Source organism: Neisseria sp. Ec49-e6-T10 (assembly GCF_051132615.1).
GTDB lineage: Bacteria > Pseudomonadota > Gammaproteobacteria > Burkholderiales > Neisseriaceae.
Genome location: NZ_CP152375.1, coordinates 2,571,768 through 2,593,558 on the forward strand (window position 1 = coordinate 2,571,768; position 21,791 = coordinate 2,593,558).

Annotated in this window: 29 protein-coding genes; 26 read left to right on the forward strand and 3 right to left on the reverse strand. The window is 38.9% G+C overall.

Annotation, left to right across the window (positions count from 1 at the left end):
- The first annotated feature begins 65 nt into the window (after positions 1–65).
- The 23 genes from AADH04_RS12925 (at position 66) to AADH04_RS13035 (ending at position 17,399) form a co-directional block, all read left to right on the forward strand.
- Positions 66–320: a hypothetical protein gene (locus tag AADH04_RS12925; RefSeq protein WP_434777685.1), complete on the forward strand. Its 255-nt coding sequence runs from the start codon at positions 66–68 to the stop codon at positions 318–320.
- A 73-nt stretch (positions 321–393) separates the two neighbouring features.
- Positions 394–1,497 carry a phage protease gene (locus AADH04_RS12930; protein ID WP_434777686.1) on the forward strand — a complete coding sequence of 368 codons (1,104 nt, stop codon included), beginning with the start codon at positions 394–396 and terminating at the stop codon, positions 1,495–1,497.
- Entirely contained in the window at positions 1,497–2,396 is a 900-nt protein-coding gene (locus AADH04_RS12935) for a Mu-like prophage major head subunit gpT family protein (RefSeq protein ID WP_434777687.1), read from the forward strand. The genes AADH04_RS12930 and AADH04_RS12935 overlap by 1 nt, the downstream gene beginning before the upstream one ends.
- Positions 2,397–2,406: 10 nt before the next feature.
- Positions 2,407–2,856: a hypothetical protein gene (locus AADH04_RS12940; RefSeq protein WP_434777688.1), complete on the forward strand. Its 450-nt coding sequence runs from the start codon at positions 2,407–2,409 to the stop codon at positions 2,854–2,856.
- 4 nt (positions 2,857–2,860) lie between these two features.
- Positions 2,861–3,274, forward strand: a complete 414-nt coding sequence (locus tag AADH04_RS12945) for a gp436 family protein (protein WP_434777689.1) — start codon at positions 2,861–2,863, stop codon at positions 3,272–3,274.
- A complete protein-coding gene (locus tag AADH04_RS12950) occupies positions 3,258–3,980 on the forward strand; it encodes a DUF1834 family protein (protein WP_434777690.1) in 723 nt (240 codons plus the stop codon). Before AADH04_RS12945 ends, AADH04_RS12950 begins: the two co-directional genes overlap by 17 nt.
- Entirely contained in the window at positions 3,967–4,200 is a 234-nt protein-coding gene (locus AADH04_RS12955; protein ID WP_434777691.1) for a DUF2635 domain-containing protein, read from the forward strand. Before AADH04_RS12950 ends, AADH04_RS12955 begins: the two co-directional genes overlap by 14 nt.
- A gap of 2 nt (positions 4,201–4,202) precedes the next feature.
- The gene (locus tag AADH04_RS12960) at positions 4,203–5,618 is read left to right on the forward strand and encodes a phage tail sheath subtilisin-like domain-containing protein (protein ID WP_434777692.1); all 1,416 of its coding nucleotides are present in this window, start codon (positions 4,203–4,205) and stop codon (positions 5,616–5,618) included.
- Positions 5,619–5,628: 10 nt separating this feature from the next.
- Positions 5,629–5,991 carry a phage tail protein gene (locus AADH04_RS12965; protein WP_434777693.1) on the forward strand — a complete coding sequence of 121 codons (363 nt, stop codon included), beginning with the start codon at positions 5,629–5,631 and terminating at the stop codon, positions 5,989–5,991.
- A gap of 6 nt (positions 5,992–5,997) precedes the next feature.
- On the forward strand, positions 5,998–6,432 hold the full coding sequence (locus AADH04_RS12970) for a hypothetical protein (RefSeq protein ID WP_434777694.1): 435 nt from the start codon (positions 5,998–6,000) through the stop codon (positions 6,430–6,432).
- Between the two features lie 134 nt (positions 6,433–6,566).
- A complete protein-coding gene (locus tag AADH04_RS12975) occupies positions 6,567–8,933 on the forward strand; it encodes a phage tail tape measure protein (protein ID WP_434777695.1) in 2,367 nt (788 codons plus the stop codon).
- Between the two features lie 2 nt (positions 8,934–8,935).
- Positions 8,936–10,177 (forward strand): DNA circularization protein, encoded by a 1,242-nt coding sequence (locus AADH04_RS12980; RefSeq protein ID WP_434777696.1) that lies wholly within the window; start codon positions 8,936–8,938, stop codon positions 10,175–10,177.
- On the forward strand, positions 10,161–11,291 hold the full coding sequence (locus AADH04_RS12985) for a phage baseplate assembly protein (protein ID WP_434777697.1): 1,131 nt from the start codon (positions 10,161–10,163) through the stop codon (positions 11,289–11,291). The genes AADH04_RS12980 and AADH04_RS12985 overlap by 17 nt, the downstream gene beginning before the upstream one ends.
- 10 nt (positions 11,292–11,301) lie before the next feature.
- Complete coding sequence (locus AADH04_RS12990; protein ID WP_434777698.1) at positions 11,302–11,958, forward strand: phage baseplate assembly protein V; 657 nt, start codon at positions 11,302–11,304, stop codon at positions 11,956–11,958.
- Between the two features lie 56 nt (positions 11,959–12,014).
- A complete protein-coding gene (locus tag AADH04_RS12995; protein WP_434777699.1) occupies positions 12,015–12,392 on the forward strand; it encodes a phage GP46 family protein in 378 nt (125 codons plus the stop codon).
- Positions 12,392–13,447: a baseplate J/gp47 family protein gene (locus AADH04_RS13000; RefSeq protein ID WP_434777700.1), complete on the forward strand. Its 1,056-nt coding sequence runs from the start codon at positions 12,392–12,394 to the stop codon at positions 13,445–13,447. The genes AADH04_RS12995 and AADH04_RS13000 overlap by 1 nt, the downstream gene beginning before the upstream one ends.
- On the forward strand, positions 13,444–14,016 hold the full coding sequence (locus AADH04_RS13005) for a YmfQ family protein (protein WP_434777701.1): 573 nt from the start codon (positions 13,444–13,446) through the stop codon (positions 14,014–14,016). Before AADH04_RS13000 ends, AADH04_RS13005 begins: the two co-directional genes overlap by 4 nt.
- Positions 14,013–14,708, forward strand: a complete 696-nt coding sequence (locus tag AADH04_RS13010; protein WP_434777702.1) for a phage tail protein — start codon at positions 14,013–14,015, stop codon at positions 14,706–14,708. Before AADH04_RS13005 ends, AADH04_RS13010 begins: the two co-directional genes overlap by 4 nt.
- Positions 14,709–14,723: 15 nt before the next feature.
- Entirely contained in the window at positions 14,724–15,005 is a 282-nt protein-coding gene (locus AADH04_RS13015; protein ID WP_434777703.1) for a hypothetical protein, read from the forward strand.
- Positions 14,995–15,759 carry a tail fiber assembly protein gene (locus AADH04_RS13020; protein WP_434777704.1) on the forward strand — a complete coding sequence of 255 codons (765 nt, stop codon included), beginning with the start codon at positions 14,995–14,997 and terminating at the stop codon, positions 15,757–15,759. Before AADH04_RS13015 ends, AADH04_RS13020 begins: the two co-directional genes overlap by 11 nt.
- Positions 15,760–15,763: 4 nt before the next feature.
- The gene (locus tag AADH04_RS13025; RefSeq protein ID WP_434777705.1) at positions 15,764–16,282 is read left to right on the forward strand and encodes an N-acetylmuramoyl-L-alanine amidase; all 519 of its coding nucleotides are present in this window, start codon (positions 15,764–15,766) and stop codon (positions 16,280–16,282) included.
- Between the two features lie 127 nt (positions 16,283–16,409).
- The gene (locus AADH04_RS13030) at positions 16,410–16,526 is read left to right on the forward strand and encodes a Com family DNA-binding transcriptional regulator (protein WP_434777706.1); all 117 of its coding nucleotides are present in this window, start codon (positions 16,410–16,412) and stop codon (positions 16,524–16,526) included.
- 75 nt (positions 16,527–16,601) lie between these two features.
- Positions 16,602–17,399 (forward strand): hypothetical protein, encoded by a 798-nt coding sequence (locus tag AADH04_RS13035; RefSeq protein ID WP_434777707.1) that lies wholly within the window; start codon positions 16,602–16,604, stop codon positions 17,397–17,399.
- Positions 17,400–17,434: 35 nt separating this feature from the next.
- On the opposite strand, the gene AADH04_RS13040 is transcribed toward AADH04_RS13035, so the two are convergent.
- The gene (locus tag AADH04_RS13040) at positions 17,435–17,791 is read right to left on the reverse strand and encodes a hypothetical protein (RefSeq protein ID WP_434777708.1); all 357 of its coding nucleotides are present in this window, start codon (positions 17,789–17,791) and stop codon (positions 17,435–17,437) included.
- Positions 17,792–18,028: 237 nt separating this feature from the next.
- On the opposite strand from AADH04_RS13040, the gene AADH04_RS13045 reads away from it, so the two are divergent.
- From AADH04_RS13045 to AADH04_RS13055, 3 genes are all read left to right on the forward strand, one after another.
- Entirely contained in the window at positions 18,029–18,253 is a 225-nt protein-coding gene (locus AADH04_RS13045) for a hypothetical protein (protein WP_434777709.1), read from the forward strand.
- A 385-nt stretch (positions 18,254–18,638) separates the two neighbouring features.
- Positions 18,639–19,145, forward strand: a complete 507-nt coding sequence (locus AADH04_RS13050; protein ID WP_434777710.1) for a hypothetical protein — start codon at positions 18,639–18,641, stop codon at positions 19,143–19,145.
- Positions 19,146–19,403: 258 nt separating this feature from the next.
- Complete coding sequence (locus tag AADH04_RS13055; RefSeq protein ID WP_434777711.1) at positions 19,404–19,637, forward strand: hypothetical protein; 234 nt, start codon at positions 19,404–19,406, stop codon at positions 19,635–19,637.
- 587 nt (positions 19,638–20,224) lie between these two features.
- Here the strand turns inward: AADH04_RS13055 and AADH04_RS13060 are convergent.
- Positions 20,225–20,461: a hypothetical protein gene (locus tag AADH04_RS13060; RefSeq protein WP_434777712.1), complete on the reverse strand. Its 237-nt coding sequence runs from the start codon at positions 20,459–20,461 to the stop codon at positions 20,225–20,227.
- A 454-nt stretch (positions 20,462–20,915) separates the two neighbouring features.
- Positions 20,916–21,428 carry a phosphatase domain-containing putative toxin gene (locus AADH04_RS13065; protein WP_434777713.1) on the reverse strand — a complete coding sequence of 171 codons (513 nt, stop codon included), beginning with the start codon at positions 21,426–21,428 and terminating at the stop codon, positions 20,916–20,918.
- Positions 21,429–21,791: the final 363 nt, after the last annotated feature.

Below are 21,791 nucleotides of genomic sequence, written 5' to 3' on the forward strand. Positions count from 1 at the left end.
CACCATAAAATTATAAAATTCTCTACAGTAAGTTAAAAATTTCCATTTTTTGAGGGTTAAATATCATGATGCAAACATTTTATATTGTCCAAAGCTACAATAAGCAAAAAAATGGTAAAAAAACCGAATTAATTGCCGACACACCTATTCAATGCAAAACAGAAGCTGAAGCTAGAAATCGCGCTGAGCGTTTTGCGGATAAAAAAGCAGGTGTTATTGCTGCCTCACAGGAAGTTGACCCTGATACAGATGAGTATGGTTCTTTTAACGTGCTTGCGCATTACGGTGAATTACCTGCTGGTCTTCTTGAGCGTGATTAATTCTAAAATCTAAGTAAACCCACTGACATTCGTCACATAAACGAAATCTCAACCATACCCCACAATACGGGGTATGAACACACAAACCCCATTATCTTTTGCCATTTTATCTGACTTCAGTCTTCATACTGATGCGGATGGGCTTTTACAAATTTTACCTTATGGGCAATTTCGAGCCAGAGATGGTCGCCCGTTTGATGCGCCTTATTGGAATCTTGATGATGCATCTGGTGAACGTTTAGCTGCTCAGTTAAATACACGATTAAAAGATTTGGTTGTGGATTATGAGCATCAAACATTAAATGCTCAAAAAAATGGCTTACCTGCTCCAGCCTCAGGCTGGTTAAAAGCAAGACATTATGTCTACAAACCAGGGCAAGGTTTATTTGCTCGTGTCGAATGGACCTCAAAAGCACAATCTTTTATTGATAATAATGAATACCGCTATTTGTCTCCTGTATTTGCATATGACAAAAATGGTGAGATTTATCAGTTTTTACATCTGGCTTTAACCAACACACCCGCCCTGGACAACTTGCCAGAAATCGTGGCGGCACTTTCTCAATCTTTTACTTTTATGGAGCAAAAAACAATGAACGAAGCTTTAAAACTCTTAAAGCAGTTATTGGGTTTGCCTGAGTCTGCTGATGAATCTCAGACCGTGGCAGCCTTAAACACTGTGACCAATTTAATGACAAGCAGTAAAGGTTTAGCTACCTGCAATACCAACTTGATTCAGTTCATGAAGGACAACCAGGCGCATATCGTTGCCTTAAGCACGGCTGAATCAATACAGGTAGAGCCAGACCCAGCTAAATATGTACCCATTGATGTGGTCAAAAGTATGCAAACTGAACTTGCTGCTCTATCTAACAAAGTTAAGGAGTTTGAAGGTAAGCAGTCTGATGAGTTGATTCAAGCTGCATTATCTGATGGTCGCCTATTGCCTTCTTTAAAAAGTTGGGCTGAGGGTTTGGCTAAAACCAATATTGTGGCTTTAACTGAATATTTAGGCTCCGCTCAACCAGTTGCCGCTTTAAGTCAAACCCAGACCAATGGATTACCACCTGCTGGATTGGACAACAAAAAAGGGGCGTTGACTCAAGAGCAAATAGCTGTTTGTAGTGAGCTCAATATCACCCCTGAGGAATATTTAAAAACATTGGAGACTAAATAATGATTATTACCCCTTCTGTTTTGCTGGCATTGATGACAGGTTTTAAAACCTCTTTTCAAAATGGCTTAGGTATGGCCAACAGCCGTTATGCTGATATTGCAACAGTTATTACCTCCAGTACCAAGTCAAATACTTATGGTTGGTTGGGTCAGTGGCCTGCTTTTCGTGAATGGATAGGTGATCGCGTATTTAAAGATATGCAAGCGCATGGCTATACCATTGAAAACAAGCATTTTGAAAGTTCGGTTGCAGTTAATCGAAACGATATTGAAGACGATAACCTTGGTATTTATAAGTCTCTATTTGAAGAAATGGGACGAGCCAGTGCCGCATTCCCTGATGAGCAAGTATTTGCATTGCTGGCCAAAGGTATTAGTGAGCTGTGTTATGACGGGCAAAACTTCTTTGATACAGATCACCCAGTGTTTCCTAATGTTGATGGTACAGGTACCGTGTCAACAGTGAGTAATTATTATACAGGCACAGAAACTCCTTGGTACTTGCTGGATACTTCGCGCTCACTAAAACCGCTTATTTACCAACAGCGCAAACCCATGACATTTACTGCCATGACAGACACTAAAGATGAAGGTGTGTTCATGCGTAATGAGTACCGTTATGGTGTAGATGGTCGTAACAATGTGGGTTTTGGCTTCTGGCAAATGGCTGCATGTTCCAAAGAGGCGTTAACTGCTGCTAACTTTGAGAAAGTTTATACCACAATGAGAAGCCTAAAAGCTGATGGTGGTCGTCCCTTGGGTATTAGACCTACCTTGTTGGTGGTTCCACCTAACTTATTGGGTGCTGCTGAGGACATTATCAAAGTAGCAACCATCAATGGTACAACCAATAAGAACTTCAACCGTGTTGAAATCCTTGAAACAGAATGGTTAGTTTAGGAGTGTAAAAATGGCAAAAACTACAGCGAAAACCACTACTCAGGCCCCGAAAGGGGCTGCTACAAACCAAAAGGAGATAGTTCAAACAAACAACGAGTCCTCAACCCAAACCGAAGAGGTATTACCGCCTCCAGTAAATAAGGATGTGCAATCCTCTGAGAATGAGCAACAACCTGATAATCCTGATGGCAATCAGTCTCTAGTTAGTGACACCCAAACACAACCTGCTGACTCAGGTGGTAATACAGATACCACTGACGAGGATTTAAATAAATCAATACAACAAGCCATTGATGAAAATCGCATGTTTTTGATTTGTTCTATACCTGATCGCTTTTTTAGATGTGGGATGATGTTTACAAAAGAAGGTGAGGTGCATGAATTGACCGAAGAGCAGGTTCAGATTATCAGCAAAGAACCTAATTTGAAGATGTTCCCCGTTGCAGGTATCCAGGAGTAAAGGTATGTATGCCACCGTCAAAGATATGTTAGATCGCTTTGGTTTAAAAGAGGTTATTTCTCTGACAGATCGGGAGTATGAGGCTGAGGTAAATGAGGCGGTGGCATTAAATGCTTTAGAAGATGCAACGGCTGAAATAGACAGCTATTTAGTGAAGTTTACTAAACCATTTGATTCTGTGCCTCGTGTTATAGAAATGTACTGTTGTGATATTGCACGCTATAGATTAACTGGTACCGATGTGCTGGAAGATAGTGTTATTGCTCAACGTTACGCAAAAGCAATCGACTTTTTGGAAAAAGTCGCCAGTGGCAAGTTAAGTTTAGGTGGCTTACCTGATGGTCAGGAAGCCAAGACAGAAGATGTAGTCATGTTTTCGGAAAAACAGAAGGTATTTGGTCGTGATAACCCGTATTGAAAAAGCCATGATTGCCCGTTTACAAGCGGGTTTGGGTAAGTTGGTCAAAAGCGTTGGTAGCTATGGCGGTGAACTTTCGGACAGTGATATACGTAATATTGTGCGTCAAGTACCTGCTGTTTGGGTGCATTTTGCTGGCATTCAGGATACCAAGGCCGTCGATACAGCTCGCAGACAGTATAAAACCACTGCTTTATTTTCGGTTATTTTGGCTTGCCGTAATGTGCGTTCGGAGCAGTCTACTCGATATGGTGGGCCTCATAAATTAGAAATTGGTTCAAACCAATTGGTTTATGCGGTACGCCGTATTTTGACTGGTCAGGATTTAACAGAACAGGATCACGATTTAAAAATTGATTATTTGTACCCTAAACGAGTTAGAAATTTGAGGACAGATAAGACGGAAAGTGGCGCGATAGCTGTTTATGCGTGTGAATTTCAAACGTTTTGGTATGAATCTGTTTTGGAAAACCAACGCTTCCCAGAACCAGAAGTCATTCAGCCAGGGCAACCAGGTAACGAGGGTACAGAGCCCGTCCCAGCCGACCCTAACAACCCAGACAATATATTTATTGATTATGGCGCATCAATTAGTGAGCCATACCCGCCATTTGAGGGAGCTCAGGTTGACCTGTATCAGGATGGTAACCCTGACCCTAGTATGAGTTTTAATATTCCTTTGGAGCAAGCCAATGAAGACGATTAGAGTTAAAGCGGCGGCGGGTTTGATTTTTCCTCGTGAAGAAAACCCACACCGTTATATTGAACAAGAGATTATAGAAGTGCCTGATAGCACTTATTACCGTCGAGCTATTTTGGATGGTGATTTGATATTGGTTACTTCAGAACCTGAACCAAAAGCAGCTCTTGAGGCTGATCAGGTTAAGGAAGTCAAAGAAACCAAAAAAGCGGGAAAAGGAGCATAAATATGTCAGAAAACATTACTTTTGATCAGATTCAAATATCAGAACGTGTACCAGGTACATTAATTGAATGGAATAAAAAGTTAGCATTACAAAACTTACCCACCAATCAGCAAAAAGTATTGATTGTTGGACAACGATTATCATCTTCAAATGATGATGGTAGTTTATTTGATGTTTATTCTAATGTTGATGTTGCAGAACGCTGTGGTTATGGTTCTATTGCGCATCATATGGCTACAGCAGCTATTAAGGCTTATAAAAATGCTGCATTGTCTATGATTACAGTTGCTGATAATGATGCGGCAACCGCAGCTACAGGCAAAATTACCATTGTAGGTACTGCAACAAAATCAGGGCGAGTGAGTATCAAGGTTAATGATTTTGATGCTTTAAACATTGCTGTAATCAATCAAGATACAGCAGAAACCATTGCTACCACATTGGCAGCTACCATTAATGCAGCCACACATTTACCTGTTAGTGCTGTGGCAACTGCTACAGAGGTAGCATTAACCGCAAAAAATAAAGGTTTGGCAGGTAATGCCATTCAATTTAGTACCAGTACCAATGTTACAGGTTTGACTATTACCACGGGTAGTATGCGCGATGGTGATTTAAACCCAGATATTAAGGCTGCTTTGGCTACTGTTGCTGCTGAGGGGTACGATATTGTTGTGATTCCTTACAATGATCTTGATAGTTTATTGGCCTTGCGTGATCACCTAGATGCTGTATCTGCCCCAGATGAGAAAAAATGGGCTATTGGTGTTGTGGGTCATACAGGTACTTTAGCCCAAGCAATCACACTAACCAAACAACTTAACTCAGAATTTATATCAATGGGTTGGTATAAAAACACAGTCTCTTTACCTTATATGCTTGCCAGTGCATACGCTACAGTAATGGCAAGTGAAGAAGACCCAGCAAGACCGCTTAATTATCTAGTCTTAGATGGTATTACCCCACCTGCTGACAAGATCATGCGTACAGAGTTACGTAATGCTTTAAATAATGGCGTAACCCCCATGATTACAGACTCAACAGGTACTAAATGTCAAATATCACGTGCCATTACCACTTATACCAAGTCTACTACAGGTGCTGATGATGAAAGTATGTTAGATGTGACCACACCTCGTACCTTAGCTTATGTATCAAAGGCGATAGATCAACGTATACAGCTTCGTTTTCCACGTGAGAAGTTGAATGACAAGACCCCACCTAAAGTGCGCTCTGAGATTTTGGATGTGCTTATCAAGCTTGAAGACTTGGAGGTTTTAGAGCATGTTCAAGAAAATAAAGAGGCTCTTCTTGTTCAGCGTGATCCGCAAAATAAAGGGATGGTTAAGGCGGCGATTCCGACTGATGTGGTCAATGGTATGCATGTGTTTGCTGCCAAAATGAACTTAATTTTATAGGAGATAAGATATGGCAACAGAATTTTGGGGCGAATGCGTCGCTGAAGTAAATGGTGCTGAAGCTGATGTAACCAGTGTGGATACCACTATAACCACTGGGAAAAAGCGTGTGGATTGTATGGGTAAGTCTGGATTTACACGTGGTAAAAAACGTTACGATATCAGCTTAAAAGGTGTTAAAGCCATTAATGGTCGTAAATTTGATTGGGAAAATTTAGAAGGTGATAAGTTTACTTTGTCCCCTGTTGCAGAACCAACCCGCCGCGTCAGTTACTTAGATTGTCATTGTGAGTCAGTCGGTGAAAGCTATTCAGTCGAAAACGAAATGGTTTACGACGTAAAACTGTTTGCTTTCCAAAAAATTGAGGAGTAAGACACTATGACAAAATTAGCGCAAAAAACAGATTTAAGCCCAGAAGAACAATCTAAACGATTGGATGAGGCAAAAGCGGCTCATCAAGCAAAAGTTGAGACTCAACGCCTTCAGGTAATTGAAAAGCAGCAAATTAAGGTACATGATGACTTTACGGTAACAGGTCGTTTGATTCATGGTGTGTTATTCGATGGTAAGTTGCATTATGACTTTAAAATGCGTATGGCTTATGCAGGTGATACGGTCAAATTAAAACAAGATGACCCATATGCACGTACCATTGAGACCTATTCTCGTACCTTATTAAAACTGGGTGATATTCCTTCTGATCAGATTGATTTTGAGTTTTTAAGTAGCAATACGACAGATATGGATATAGATATTTTGTACTACGCAGATGCAGAATTGGTAAAAAAGCGCGAAAGCGTGATGAGCGAATAGAGCCTTTACGCATGGCAGTATTGCTTTTGAGGCGGTATGGCTTTTCAGAAGATCAGGTTTTGTGTATGGATACTGTGGAACTGGAGAGCTATTTACAAGCGGTTCGTAAATTGGGTGTGATATAGGGGTTGGTTATGGCGGCAAACAATAAAATAGAGTTTAGTGTTGAGGTCAAGGACAATGCCAGCTCTAAGATCCAAAAAACAGCCTCAGATGCGGCAAAAGGCTTTAGTAATGTCGAAAAAGAGGCTGCCAAAGGTACTCAATATGTCAGTAAATATGCAGAAAAATTAGCTAATGGCTGGCAGCGTGCTTCTGTTGCTTTAGGTCCACTAATGCAAGGCACAACCAAGCTATCACGTGCAGCAGAGCAAGCGGCGCGAGCCCGTCAAAGGCAGGCATCTGCATATGAGCGTATTGGTATTCGTTCAGAACGCACCATTCAGCGTGAAATTCAGCGCACACAAGCCGCTTACAATCGTTTAGCACGTTCAGGTAAGTTAACAGGTAATGAGCTTGCCCGTGCAGCTCGTAAAACCCGTGACGAAATTGCAGGCTTAAATAATGAGCTGGGTCGTACCTCTAAAATGCAAAAGGCAGGTAATTTTGCTCGTGGTGCGGCCAGTGTTGCTGCTGGTGTGACTGCTGGTGGTTATATGCTTAAAAACAAAGCTCAGCCGCATATTGATTATGATACTCAATTGGCTAGAATGGCTAACACAGCCTTTCCTGATCGCGATACAAAAGGTCGTATTGCGGGCATGGCTGAATTAGATTCTATGGTTCGGGATGCAGTAACAAAATATGGTGGTAATCGTGAAAGCTCAGCCGAAACATTGGGTGGGCTTATTTCTTCAGGTGCTTTTAATGATCAAGAAATTAAAACACTATTGCCTACTATTCAAAAATATAGTACTGCATCTGGAGCTAGTCCTGATGAATTGGCTAATATTGCTTTGAGTGCAAAACGGCAAATGAATATTGGTACTGATCAAATAGATTTGTTACTTGATAAGGCAATGAAAGCGGGCGATTTAGGCGGTTTCGAGTTGAAAGACATGTCCGCCTGGTTACCCAGACAATTTGCAACCGCGAAAGCTGCTGGTTTGAGTGGTTTTAGTGGTGTTGATGCTGTTCTTTCTGCTAATCAGGCTGCTGTCATTAGTGCGGGGACTAAAGAAGAGGCTGGTAATAACTTGGTTAATCTTCTAGCCAAGCTGAATTCACGCGAACTTTCAGATAATTTTGCTAAAAAAATTAAAATAGATGGTAAAAATGTTGATTTGGCGGGTTCTTTGGCACAAGCACGTGCCAATGGTACAGATTCATTGAGTGCATTTGTTAACTTGGTTGATAAAGTCGTACAGCAAAATCCTGCATACGCGAAAGTGAAGGCGCAAGCTCAAAATGCTCAAAATGATTCTGAAAAACAGGCTGCATTAAACGATATGACAAATCTACTAGAGGGGTCTAGTGTCGGCAAAATCATTGCAGATCGTCAAGCATTAATGGCTTTAAGTGCCTTGATGAATAATCGTGATTATATGAGCGATGTTAAACAGGGTCTTGCTAATGCTGAAGGTACTGGTCAGAAATCTTTTGATGTTATTGCTTCTACTGCTGGTCATAATATCCAATCAATAGATAATCAAACAACTTTTGCCCAGCAAGATAATTTTAAGTCTGTTATTGAGAAAGGCGGCAACCTTGCAAAGGTCTTATCTGAGTACTCTGAAAGTTACCCAGGCTTAACCCGTGCAATAGTAGGAGCCACGGATGCTTTAGGTGTGTTTGCGGTTACTTTAGGTGGCATGTCTTTGGGTTCTATGGTGATGGGTGGTGGTAAAGGTGGTGGTTTCTTCAGAGGTTTGATGGGGCGTTTTGGTGGTAGTGCTGCTGCCACCGCAGCTACAGGTGGTTTGTCTTCTATGGGGACTGGTGGTATTGCAGCCAGTGCAGGTACTACAGCCTCAGGTAGTGCAGGCGCAGGATTGATGGGTTTAATGGGTTCTACTGCCCTAGCTGCTGGCCCATTGGCTGCCATGTTTGGTGTAACAAAATGGGCGCAAAAAGAAGACCATAAAACAGAAATATCCGCATTACAAAGCTTTACAGATGGTCTTAAAAATTTCTTTGGTATTGACCCAAAAGTTGCTGAAAAGCAAATGTACGAGCAACGTTTAAAAGATGGCCTAGGCGGTAATTCTGTACCTGATTGGTATATGCAAGAAAGAGCCATTAAAAATTGGGATGGTTCAAAAGAAAACAACCCCACTGTGCAGGCATTATCTCAATTAGAAACCATGTTAACTGGAGCTGGTACAGAAATGAATACCAGCGCACAAGGTTTTACTGAGTCGAGCAATGTAATGCAACAGGCTGCTGCTGCCATATTAAAGGCTGTCAGTACACCCATCCCAATACAGGTTAGTGTTACCCCTACTAATGAGATGTTTAATGTGATGGCACAGCGTGCCACTCAAGACAATAGGCGTAATTGACTATGAGCTGGAAAAACTTTCTATTGCAAGGTAGTTATAAAGGCATTGATCTAGATGTTTTAAGTGATGACTATAATTTTCAAAAAGGTTTGAGTGAGCATAATTACCCCTTTGTTGCTGGGGCTCATATTGAAGATATGAACCGTATGGCTCGTCAAATTCATTTAGATATTATGTTGTGGGGTAATAACTACGAGCGCAAGTTACAGCAGCTTATCCCCATTTTAGAAGAGATGGGATCAGGCGAACTTATACACCCCATTTATGGTTCAATGCCCAATATGATTGTATCCGTTGTAAGTGTCAAACATACAGCAGATGAAGAGGACGCTTGCCGAATTTCTGTTGATTTTGTTGAAGATACACCCAACGCACCATTTTTTGATCGCACATTGAGTTTAGGGTTCGCTGATACCATATCTAATTTGATTGATGAGTTATTTGATACCAATTTTGCCAGTTTTAATGATTATATTGAGCAGATCAGCAGCTATCACAACCAGGTACAAAACATTGCTTATGTGATCAGCTCAAGCCTGAAATATGCAGCCAATTCATTAGATGCAACAATAGGTACAGGTCTTGATTTAATCAATAGTCCGCGTGGCTTAATTGCTGATATTCAAGGGGTGTTTAATCGCCTGGGTGATCTTGGTATTTGGTCCTCAGATTCTATTGTGTCTGACTGGAAAAATTATAGCAACCAGGCACAAAACATTGTAAGTTTGCCAAGCAAAGCCAATACAGGGCAACTACAAACAGGTAATGGTAGCTCTATTGTACAAAACTCTGTAAGTACAGCAGACTTAAATCAAATCAATACCTATTTTTGTATTCAGGCTGCTGGTGAAATGGCGCAGATCGTTAAAGATATCTTTACAGATGAGTTAACTGAGCCAACATTAACACCACCACAAATAGAAGTTATTTTGGGCGATGTTCGCTCACAACTTCAGGTCGCTATTGATCAGGTACGTAATATAGCAGAATACGCAAACCCAATAGATACAATAGACATACTCAAAGATATTGCGCTTAATTTACAAAATCAGGCAAAAGCAGTCATTAATTTAAGACCACCTCTTGTTGTACGCAAAGTTGAAGCCAATGCTAATCTGCATTTAATCGCGTTTCGGTGGTATGGTGATTATCACCGTGCAGATGAATTATTACGTTTAAATCCCCAGATCAAACATCCTAGTTTTATTGAGCAAGGAGCTGTTTTAAATGCCTACGCAAGATAATGAAATTATTGGCTTATTGGTTGACGGTCAGTTACACCAGCACTGGTCATCTTATGAAATTGACAGTGATTTATTAACCCCTGCTGATGGCTTTCAACTGGTCTTGGGTGTACCGTCTGGCAAAACCATACCAGATATTATTACTGAGGGGGCAAAAATTGAAGTGCGTACAGGTGAGGACATCATATTAACTGGACGTATTGATGATATTACTACCCAAACAGACAAAAATGGTAGGCGTTTGACTGTTCGTGGTCGTGATGGAGCGGCCGTTTTGCTTGATTGTTCAGCACCTATCTTTAATGCTCAAAATCTCTCTTTACAACAAATTTTAGATAAATTAGTGAAACCTTTGGGGATTACCAAGATACGCATTGATGCTGATAAAACGGCTGTGACAAATAAAGTGCAAATAGAGCCAGGCGAGCGTGCTTGGGATGCCCTGATTAAATATGCTGAAGCAAATGGCGTATGGCCTTGGTTTGAACCCGATGGTACTTTGGTTGTGGGTGGCCCTGATTATACTCTTGAGCCTGTTGCTGACTTGGTTATGCGGTTTGATGGCTCTAACAATAACATTGAAAAAATTACCGTCACTCGTTCCATGGCGCGTCGTTATTCAGAAGTTACTGTATTGGGGCAAAGCCATAAAGGTACAAGCAATATCAAAGCGACAGTTAAGGATGATGGTGTTTTGGTGTACCGTCCTTTGACTGTCACCGATGGTGATATTGATTCAGTTGCTGAAGCTCAAAAAAGAGCACGTAAGATTATTGCAGATAGCCGTTTAGATGGGTTGACTGTAGAAGTAACCGTAAAAGGATATCGTACTACTGAAGAGATATTGTGGACACCAGGACAAAGAATCAATCTTGTTAGCGAGCCTGATGGTTTAGAAGACGTATTCTTTTTGATGGCTCGCACCTTCAGTTTAAGTGAGACTGGTGCACCAAGAACCGTATTGACACTAAAAGAAGATGGGGCATGGGTGCTCGATGCCAGACCCTCAAAAGCCAAAAAACAAAATGGTAAAAAAGGTCGTCGTAAAGGTCGCAAAGGTCGAGGTAAAAAAGGCCAAGGTGAAGTGGCTATTGTGGATTTGAGCAATAAATAAAGGGTAAAAAATGGATGCAAAACAAGTTGATTCTCGCATTAAAAGCTTAATGGGTACAGTTCGTAAAGCTTTTAGGTCTGTAGTCAAACGTGTTAATACATCTGGCTCAACCACAAAAATACAACTTGCTGCATTAGAAGGTGAAATTGTACAAGATGCGGAATTGATGCAGCATTTTGGCTTTACTTCACACCCACCCATTAATAGTGATGCTATTGTTATCCCTCTTGGGGGTAAGACTTCTCACGGTATTATTATTGCCACGGAAAACGGCAGCTACAGGGTTAAGAGTTTAAAGGAAGGCGAAGTCTCTATATACAATCAAGACGGTGCCAGCATTACCCTTAAAAAAGGCAAGATTATTGATGTAGATTGCACCGACTATAATGTCAAATGTGAAAATTATAATGTGACTGCAAGTAACAAAAGCTCTTTTGACACCCCTAACTTGGAAACATCAAAGCTGTTAACCGCCCAAGGGACAATAAACGGTAATGGCGGTATGACTATACAAGGCACAACAGAAAGCGGTGCAGCAGCGACCTTTACAGGTACATTGATTCATAATGGTGGTTATTTAAGCAGTAACGGCGTTGTATTGCATTTACATACTCATTCATACACTATTGGTAGTACAAATACAGGTTTGCCGAATCTAAGTTACTGAAACCCACTGACATTCGTCAGATCACAACAATATCCATGTTTTGACATAATCAAGGCATGGATAATTTACTTGACCCCTATACAGGGGATTATGTTCTAAACGAACACACAACCAGTTTACACAATGCCGCTTATATACGCTTACAGGAACATTTAGGCGCATATTGGGCCGCTCCAAACGTAGGCAGTAAATTACATACATTGCAACGCGAAAAAGACAAAATCCGCGTGCATAAGCTTGCTGTACAGTATGCAGAGCAAGCATTACAGCCGCTTATTGATGATAAACGCGCCTCAAAACTCGAAGTTTACAGCAATAAAACCCAAAATCCAGATGATAAAACGCAGCCCAAAGGCTGGGTTGTTTTAACCATCAACCTGTGGGATGCAGGCGGTGAGCAAGTGAGCTTTGATTATCACGTGAGGGTACGTTAATGCAGATTAAAAAAGTAGATGAAATACAAAAAGATTATTTGCGTGATCTTCAAAACGAGCAAGAAAATGCTGACATTGCTGAGGATTCAGACAATTATGTTAGAGCTAGTGCCACCGCCTCAGCCGTTGAGGGTAATTATCAATATGCAGATTGGGTTTTAAAACAAGGTTTTGCTTCAACAGCAGATAAAGAAAACCTTGAATTACATGCTGCTGATTATGGTTTGTATCTAAAACCAGCCACTTTTGCCAGTGGTGAAGCCAAATTTACAGGGGCTGTAGGTGCAATAGTGCCAATCGGTACACTCTTACAAAAAGACAGTTTGTTTTATGTGACCAGCGAACAAGTCATAATTGATGGTACAGGTCAGATTATTGTTCATGTTGTTTGTCAAACAGCAGGGATTATTGGTAATCAGGAAGAAAATACCCTTGTTCAGTTAGTGAGTGCTCCTGAAGGAATAGACAATAATACTATCTTACTATCTATGTATGGTGGTACTGATATTGAAAAACATGAAAGCTTATTAAATCGCCTTTTAGATCGTAAACGTAGACCTCCTGCTGGAGGTAATGAACATGACTATTATGTATGGGCTCTTAGTGTACCAGGTGTTACTCAGGCATTTGTTTACCCTTTGCGTCGTGGTTTAGGTACGGTTGATATAGCCATTATGGGGGAAAAAGGGCTACCCAGTGAAGAAACCGTACAGAATTGCCAAGATCATATAAATAGTGTCCGTCCAGTAACAGCTAAAAATTCTTTAGTGATTATTGCCAATCCTATTTATATCAATGTGTCTTTAACTATTGAGGTAGTTGATAGTACTGAACTAGGAACTGTAGAAAATGCCGTCATTACGGCTATCCATCAATACTTTTCAACTTTAAAACCAGGACAAGCACTCATTATTAAGCATTTAGAAAATGCTGTGCATGATACTAATGGTGTTTATGATTTTAGCCTTATTAGTCCTGTGGCAAACATTGATGCCATAGTCGATGAACACCAAATCCAATGGCTACAAGTGGGAACTGTTGAGGTTAACCAATGAAACATGCCCCTCTGTTAGCAAATTTATTACCGCCTGTTAGTTATGACAGTACCGCTCCCAACATTCAAGCACATTTAAAAGCTGAAGGTAATACACATGATCGTGTGCTGGCATTTCTTGATGGTGTCTATAAAGCTTGGCACCCTGCTACCAGTGGCGAATATATCAGCAAATGGGAGGAAGAATTAGGCTTGTTGGGTATGGGTATAACCTATCAGGAAAGGGTTGCCCAAGTATTGGCAAAACTCAACGAAACAGGCGGCTTAAGTATCCTGTACTTTAAAAATATTGCAGCTAAAGCGGGTTATGAAATTGAAATTGTTGAACCTTCTGCCTTTGAAGCTGGGATCAGTCGCTGCGGTGACAGGCTTTATATTGAGGATGTAATGTGGGTTTGGCATGTGATTGTACAAGGTCAAACCCAGACAATTTGGCACTTTAGGGCTGGGATGAGTTTATCAGGTGAGCCATTGAGTACATACAGCGATACATTTATAGAGTCTTTATTTATCAAGCTTAAGCCTGCCCATACATTATGTGTGTTCTTTTATGGAGAGTATGACGGATGATTCATGTTAACGAAAATGGCGGCTTTATTGATGGCAATGGCTCCACAGTCAGAGGCACGATTGTCACAGCTAAATATTTAAATGATGTTTATGCTGAACTGGCAAATATTTGGAAAGCGGCAGGCATTGAAACAGCAGATCAGAACGATCAAGCAGCCAAAGCAATACAGCATTTGATTGATACAGCAATTAACGAAGTATCAAAAAATGTCAGAACATATCAGCCTGGTGATTTTGTCGCGACATTTGCCAAAGCACCGCCAAAAGGTACTTTAGTTTGTAATGGTGGGGCAATTTCTCGTGTTGATTATGCCAATTTATTTGATTCCGTAGGTGTGCAATATGGCTCAGGAGACGGCTCAACGACATTTAATTTACCCAATATTCCAGAAAATCTAGCTTTATTGGCTGCTGGTGCAAACCTAGATGCAATCGGTCAAATTATTTCGGGGGATATTAAATCTCACGCACACTCTGGCTCTACTGGATTGGCTGGCGGTCATAACCATACTTATAACGGGCCAGCAGAAAAATATGTAACGGCGGGCAATAACATGCGCACGGATGCCAATGCTCAATTGCTTGCTACATCTTGGTCGGGAGATCACACCCATGCGGTTGCAATCAATGCATCTGGCGGTACAAACAATATAGCTGCTGGTATGAAACTCTTGTTTTGTATTGCTTATTAAATTAAAGGAAAAATTATGTCAAATCATCATCATTGGTTACATACAACAGAAGCTGGAGCTCATAGTCAGACATACAATCCACCTTCTAATGTTCTTCGTGATCATCATCATTGTTTGCATACAACAGAAGCTGGAGCTCATAGTCAGACATACAATCCACCTTCTAATGTTCTTCGTGATCATCATCATTGTTTGCATACAACAGAAGCTGGAGCTCATAGTCAAACATACAATTCAGCTTTTAGTATTTTACGTTGTGTTGAATGTCAAAAAAATGGAGATTTTTATGCAAAATAATGACACTAAAGCAGCTTTTCAGTATGACCCAAAAACGGGGCAATACTTATCTACTGTAGCTGCTTATCTTGACCCAATGGCGACACAAACACAAAAGGAAAATGTTTATATTTTGCCTGCTAATGCAACATTTGTAGAGCCAATAAAGATTGAAGAGTTTTTTGTTTCAAATAAGTTTAATGGTATGACATGGGAACTTGTGGAAGATTACAGCAATGTGCCTTTATGGAGCAAGGAAACGGCAGAACAGGCAGAACCTTTAGTATTTGGGCACTCATTGCCTGAAACACTAACAATAATTAAGCCACTAGCGCAAAAAGAAGGTTTTGCGGTGCAATGGCAGAATGACAATTGGGACTACATTGCTGACCATAGAGGCAAAGCCTTTTACAGTAAATCAACAGGTGATGTGATCATTATTAGCGAGCTTGGCGATATTCCCAACACGTTAACAGATCAGCCTATGCCTGATTATATATATGTGTTTTCAGATAAAGAAAATAAGTGGGTTATTGATCCGCAAAAGCAGCTAGAACGCCTTATTCAAGATGCAACAGTTAAAAAAAGCAGTTTATTAGCAGATGCTGAGGCACAAATCACTGTATTAGAACGTGCAGTCAAGCGAGGTAAAGCAACCGCAGCCGAAAGCGAATTGTTAGAGAACCTATATGACTTCACTATTGATATAAGCAGGATTAACCCGCAGCAGGCTCAAGATATTAATTGGCCTGAAATGCCCACTATAGGAGAGTAAGCATATGAAAATCGTTATTACCGCAGGCCACAGCAACACAGACCCAGGCGCAATGGCGAGAGGCTTAAAAGAGTCAGAATTAGTCGCAGATTTACGCAATATTGTTGCTTCAAAGCTTCGCGCTTTTGGTCACACAGTTATTACGGATGGCGAAGGTAAAAACAATTTGCCTCTTAATCAAGCTATAGCATTGATCAAACAAGGGCAAGTTGCTATTGAATTACATTTTAATGCAGCAGAAAGTAAAACCGCCAAAGGCGTGGAAACCATTGCCTTACCTAAAAATAAGGCTTTATCACAAAAACTCAGCAATGCAGTGGCTAAAGTATTAAATACAACCGTGCGCGGTGAAAATGGCTTTATAGATCAAAGTAAATCGGCTCGTGGGCGTTTGGGTTATGTGAATGCAGGCGGTTTGATTCTTGAAGTGTGTTTTATCAGTAATCCACAAGAAATGGCAGAATATCAGGCTAAAAAATGGCTTGTAGCCAGTGCAATTGCTGACGTTTTAAACGGTTTGTAGACGGATGACAAGTATAAGAGCAGGAACTCTTATACTTGCCCCTTTCAAGCTGGTATCAGCAGCAAGCAGGACAAGACCCGCCGCCTGAGCTCAAGCGTGTTAAGTCTATCATAAAAGGCTTGCAATAATGGAATATAAAGAAATACGTTGTATAAGTTGTAATAGAAAACTGGCTGTAGGTGCTTATATTAAGTTGGTTATTAAGTGTCCTCGCTGCAAAGCATTAAATAATTTTAGTAAGTGATCTTTAACAAATTAGAACGCCTAGAGCGTCAAATCTAGTATGCCTCTGAGCATCTTTCGTATAGAGAGGATGTTCATGTGCATTAAATATAATAAGGCCCCATTGCCTTTTTTGGGTCAAAAACGTAACTTTTTGAAATTAATTAGAGAGCTTGATTTTAGTAACAAAACAGTGATAGATTTGTTTGGTGGCTCTGGTTTATTAAGCCACACAATCAAACAAAAATGCCCAAGTGCTCGTGTGATCTACAATGACTTTGATGACTATAAATCACGGCTTGATCAAATAGGCAAAACAGAAAAACTACGACAGCAATTAGCTGAACTGCTTTGTAATGAACCAAAAGCATCTCGTATCAAACCAGAATTAAAAGCTAAAATCATTGAACTGCTGAAAACCGTAGAAACAAATGACTGGATCACAGTGTCCAGTTGGTTATGTTTTTCAGGTCATTACCATCATACTTTAGATGATTTAATCAAAGCTGGCTGGTACGCTCGCGTAGTTCGTAACCCTTTAGCTGCTGCTGGTTACTTAGAAGGTGTAGAACGTGTGCAATGTGACTTTAGAGAGTTAATTGCTCAATATTCAACGGCTGAAAATGTCATATATATTGCTGATCCGCCGTATATTATGACAAATCAGCAAGGTTACGCACCAGCAAAGGCGGATAAATGGTTTAGGCTTGGTGAAGCCATAGAACTGATTCAGGCACTATCACAAAAGCAAGCGGTGTTTTTTTCTTCTCAGAAGTCGGAAACAGATGATTTATTGGATGTTTGGAAACCAAAGACGCTGGATAAAAGGATATACAAAGCAAGTGTTGGTGATGGTAGATATTCAATTGAACATATGTTTTTATTAAACTGGTAAAGAAAAAAGGCTCCGTTTGGAGTCTTATAATTTGATTATTCTTCTAGTAAAGCTTGTTCTAATTTTTTACCATTTACATACCAATCTTTACCGTCGTGGTAATAAGTGAACTCATGTGAACAATCCAGTTTTTTTAGTGCTTGCTTGTGGTTAGCTGAAAATATAGCCTCTTGGTTTTTACGGTGATAATCGCGACCATATGCTTCTGTTTTTGTGATGTTGTGGTCAAGGCTTGACAGGTTGCCAAGTCTGATAAGTTCTTCAATTTTTGTTTCAGTATTGTAATGTTTAAAAAGTAATGAGCCGACGTTGTCTATGTATCCGTCAAAGTGGCAATAAATGATTCCAACTTTACCATTTAACTTTGCTGCGATTGTGCTTGTGGTTGCCATTTTTTTCTACCTTGTGTTGTTCAATTAATGAACACAGATTAGCTCTGGTAGGCAGACATAGCGAGTCTTATCTGTTATTTTTTGAAATTGAATTTTATCTGTTGTAATGAAGTGGAGTTGTGACAAAAAAAGCGTTAATTTTAGCGTTGGTTTTGTCACTTTTGCTATGACAAAATAAATGCAAAAGTGTGCCAAAAATCGCGCGAGCTTACAATAAGAGCCGAAAAAATAGCCCATATGGGCATCAATGAAAAAGAAAATATCCTTTATGTTATGGCCGATAATAAACGAGATTTTACCACTGTTGATGCCATAGCAGCTTCAAAAGCAAACCCAGAAGAACGCTTACAAGAGGCGACTCAATTACAAAACGAATTGTCTCAGCAGATGGAGCAAAAAGAGTTAGACCGGCAGCTACTGTTAGCGCAACAACAAGAGCGTGGTGGACGTAGTTTTGGGTAAAAAAGTAAATTTTCTAAGCCGCTTATGCAGCGGTTAACAGGAATACGGCGTAAAACTAGGGCGTGTAAAATTTCTAAGCCGCTTATGCAGCGGTTAACCGTGAATTATAAAGGCATTATTCTAACAAAACAACATATTATGCTTTAAAACCTAATTTAACCTAAATATTTTTTGATGTTAAAAATAACCATTTAAATCAATGGACTATTTCTGTTTGATAATATTTGGGTGTAACCACTTATTTCATTTATTAACTAAAAACACAGGTTCACCGCGTTCCGTGATCTTGCGAAATTCAATTTAAGATAAGAGTGAAAATATATTCAAAATTATTACATGTAATATATGCTATAATTTAAATTTTCCATAGTTAGGCAAAAAACACATGAAGCATAGGAAAGAATTAATTGTAGTGGCTAGTACCTATTTCATTCTCTTAGCTACATGGATTTTTTGGACTCCCGCACAAAAACGGGATGCTATTCATTTAAAAGAGTTAAACTGTAAAGTAGATGAATGCATTGCTATTGGAAATATGATACGAACTGATTCAGTTTATGATGGTAAGTCAAGGTCTGCTACTTTTTTTTATGAATATAGCTTTGTTTTACACGATCAAGTTTATTCTAGGAAAGTTACTTTTGACTATTCTTCAAAACAAAAATTAAATTATTTACCTGATAAAAATAATGCATTTAAACCTTTTAAGGAAGAAATTGTTTTCGACCCAAAGAATCCTAAAATAAACTTACCAAAAGATTATGTTTTTTCATCTCCTAGGGCTGGTACTGCTAAGGGTTATTACCTACCTAATATATTTTTAATACTGTTAATGTTTTGGATATTATATTTTGGATTTAAAGGTAGGATAAAGTTTTTTTGGTGGCAGTGAAATTTTTTGAATAAATATTATTGGTAAAACAAAAGCCATATACCTTGCATAGTTTTTGTTGTAAAGGGTACGATTTTAAGTCATACCCTTTGTTCTCTCTAAGTCGCATTTGAAACGCGATTTCTATTTCGTAGCTCTACAGATTAATATTAGTTAAAAACACAGGTTCACCGCATTCCGTGATCTTACGAAGTTCCGCTATTAGAGGACGATATTAATAAGCAACCTATTTTACCTAGCTTGGTTGGTGGCTCTTTGATGGAAGCAGCTGAGAACTGGTGTATCAGTGCAGATGGTTCAAGTGTCATTAAAGCCGATGATTTTTATGTGGGGAACTATGGCGCAAAACTGTTAGAGCTAGACAAGCAAATCAATAATGCAACCGATGAAACAGTAAAAGCCAAGCTTTTAAGAATGAAAACGGTAGCCAGCAGCATTCAAGCCGTCATTAAACAGCTTGCTAATGTTGCCTCTGTGATAGCCAAGAAATAAACCTAAATATGGGAAAACCCCATATTTAGGTTTATCATTTACTTAAATCCATAGACAATAGAATTAAATCAACCTAAAATATGCAAATTAATTTATCAGATAGCATATAGTAATTTCTTAATAATATTTTATTATTTTAATACTTAATTATTTTGGGAATATATATATGAAAATACGCGCTAGTTGTTCTATGTGCTATGCCACTTCTACTGGTGATGGTGTTAGCGAAAGAACGCTATCAATTATTGAAAGATATTAGAAACACCTGTTTTTCCTTGGTGATTTTATTTCATCAAAGGTTGTATACTCTGTAATAACTATCTAAGATCAATAATTGCCTCAATCAAGGCTAAATATAAGACTGTTTTTATATGTTACTGTATTCTATGCCCTTACTTTGTTGTTTTATTATATTTTAAATGTTGCAACATTTTTATGATGTAAATATATTGTTACTTTTTGTTTTTAAAAATAAATATATTTAATGGGTATTTTTGGGGCTAAAAAGCTCAACTAAATGATAGGCAATAAAAAAACCACTCCGAAGAGTGGCTAATTCATAAATATTGTAATAATTTTATTTGAATTTATTTACCATCTTTTGTGTTTTGTGAGTCTAACATTTGCGGAGTTTGTTTTTTTGCTTTTTGTTGTTGTTTTTTAGCTTTTTTCTGATTCACTTGCTTACTATTTGTATCTCTTTGGATTTCTTTTTGAGCTGTAGCTGCTGAAGGGGCAGGATCTTTAGAAAGATTTGAACTGTCTGCCATAGCAACACCAAATGAAGAAGCTAGGAAAGTAGCTAAAAGTACTTTTTTAAACATGGTAATACCTCAAATTAAGATTAATTTTTTTAAAAAATAATGGTCATCAATATAAATAAAAACTGTTTGATGATGTAGAAATCATATTCCTAAAGAATATCAATATCAATATTTATTTTTCATTTAAAATCAATATGTTTAATTTTTTAAATTGCTATAAATATTTTTTAAATCATATGGGATGATAAAAAAACACTTCGAAGAGTGGTTAGAAAAGATACTATGTATAAATTATTCGGTTTATTCTGTCCCTTATAGGTCTGGGCCGGATAGTCCTCGAATTCTAGAGTTGCGAAGGTTTGAGATATTGTTAGGGATAGAAATAGGAAAATATTCAGTTTTTTTATAGTTAAGATTCCAAATTTATGTTATTTTTCTGTATTTAATATGCGTATTGTTAATTAAAAAATGAAAAAGGGATAGCAGAATTACTATAGGCCGCATTATACAGAGGCTAATGGTTTAAATTAGAATAGTAATCTTTATATTCATTACAAAATCGGTTCAACCAGTTTTTCTGCAATGTTGTGTCAGGCACAGGTAAGCCTCTTGCTTGAGAAATAAGCTGAAATGGTTCTTGTTTGATACCCAAAACAGATAATACAGAGGCAGCGATTAAACCACTACGTCCAATTCCCATGCGACAATGGATTGCCACAGCATCTCCTTTTTTTAAATGTTTGACTAGTTGGTGTACTAATTGACAGGCTGAACGAGTAGAGGAAGGTACATCTCGGTCAGGAATAGGGTAAGAAATAAATTCGATTTCTGACTGTTGACAGTAAAGAGCTTCATTTTTTAGTTCTAATTCTCGAATTTCTGAAGCCTCCAGTAGACTCACTACCACCTTAATACCTTGTTGCTTCCAGCCTGATATTTCATCGCTTAACCATTCTCCTGACCTAGGGCGAGCCATAATGGCGAGCTGTATGGAGGGTACTTTTAACCAGTAAATATCTTGTTCCATTTGTTGAATCTCCTATTTGATTTGTTTTCAAATATTAATATTTGTTGATTGTTTACTTTGCATGGTAAAGAGTAACTACTAATGATGAGCATTACTCATCGTGGGAATTAGATGGATAAAAAATTATATGCTTGAATTAAAAGGAAAAAGTGAGGAAGGTTAGTGGAAAGAGTATAACAGTAATGCTGAAAAGAAATTATTAATTTAATAAAAAGGTACATTACTATCTCATTAGCTTAAGAACAAATGAGCAAATATGGTTATTAAGTAGATTAAACAAGTGATAAAAAATCGCTAACTTTAAGTGGTTTTTTCTGTTCTTAGCTGTGTCACAAATAATGCTAAAATATCTCAAAAATCGCG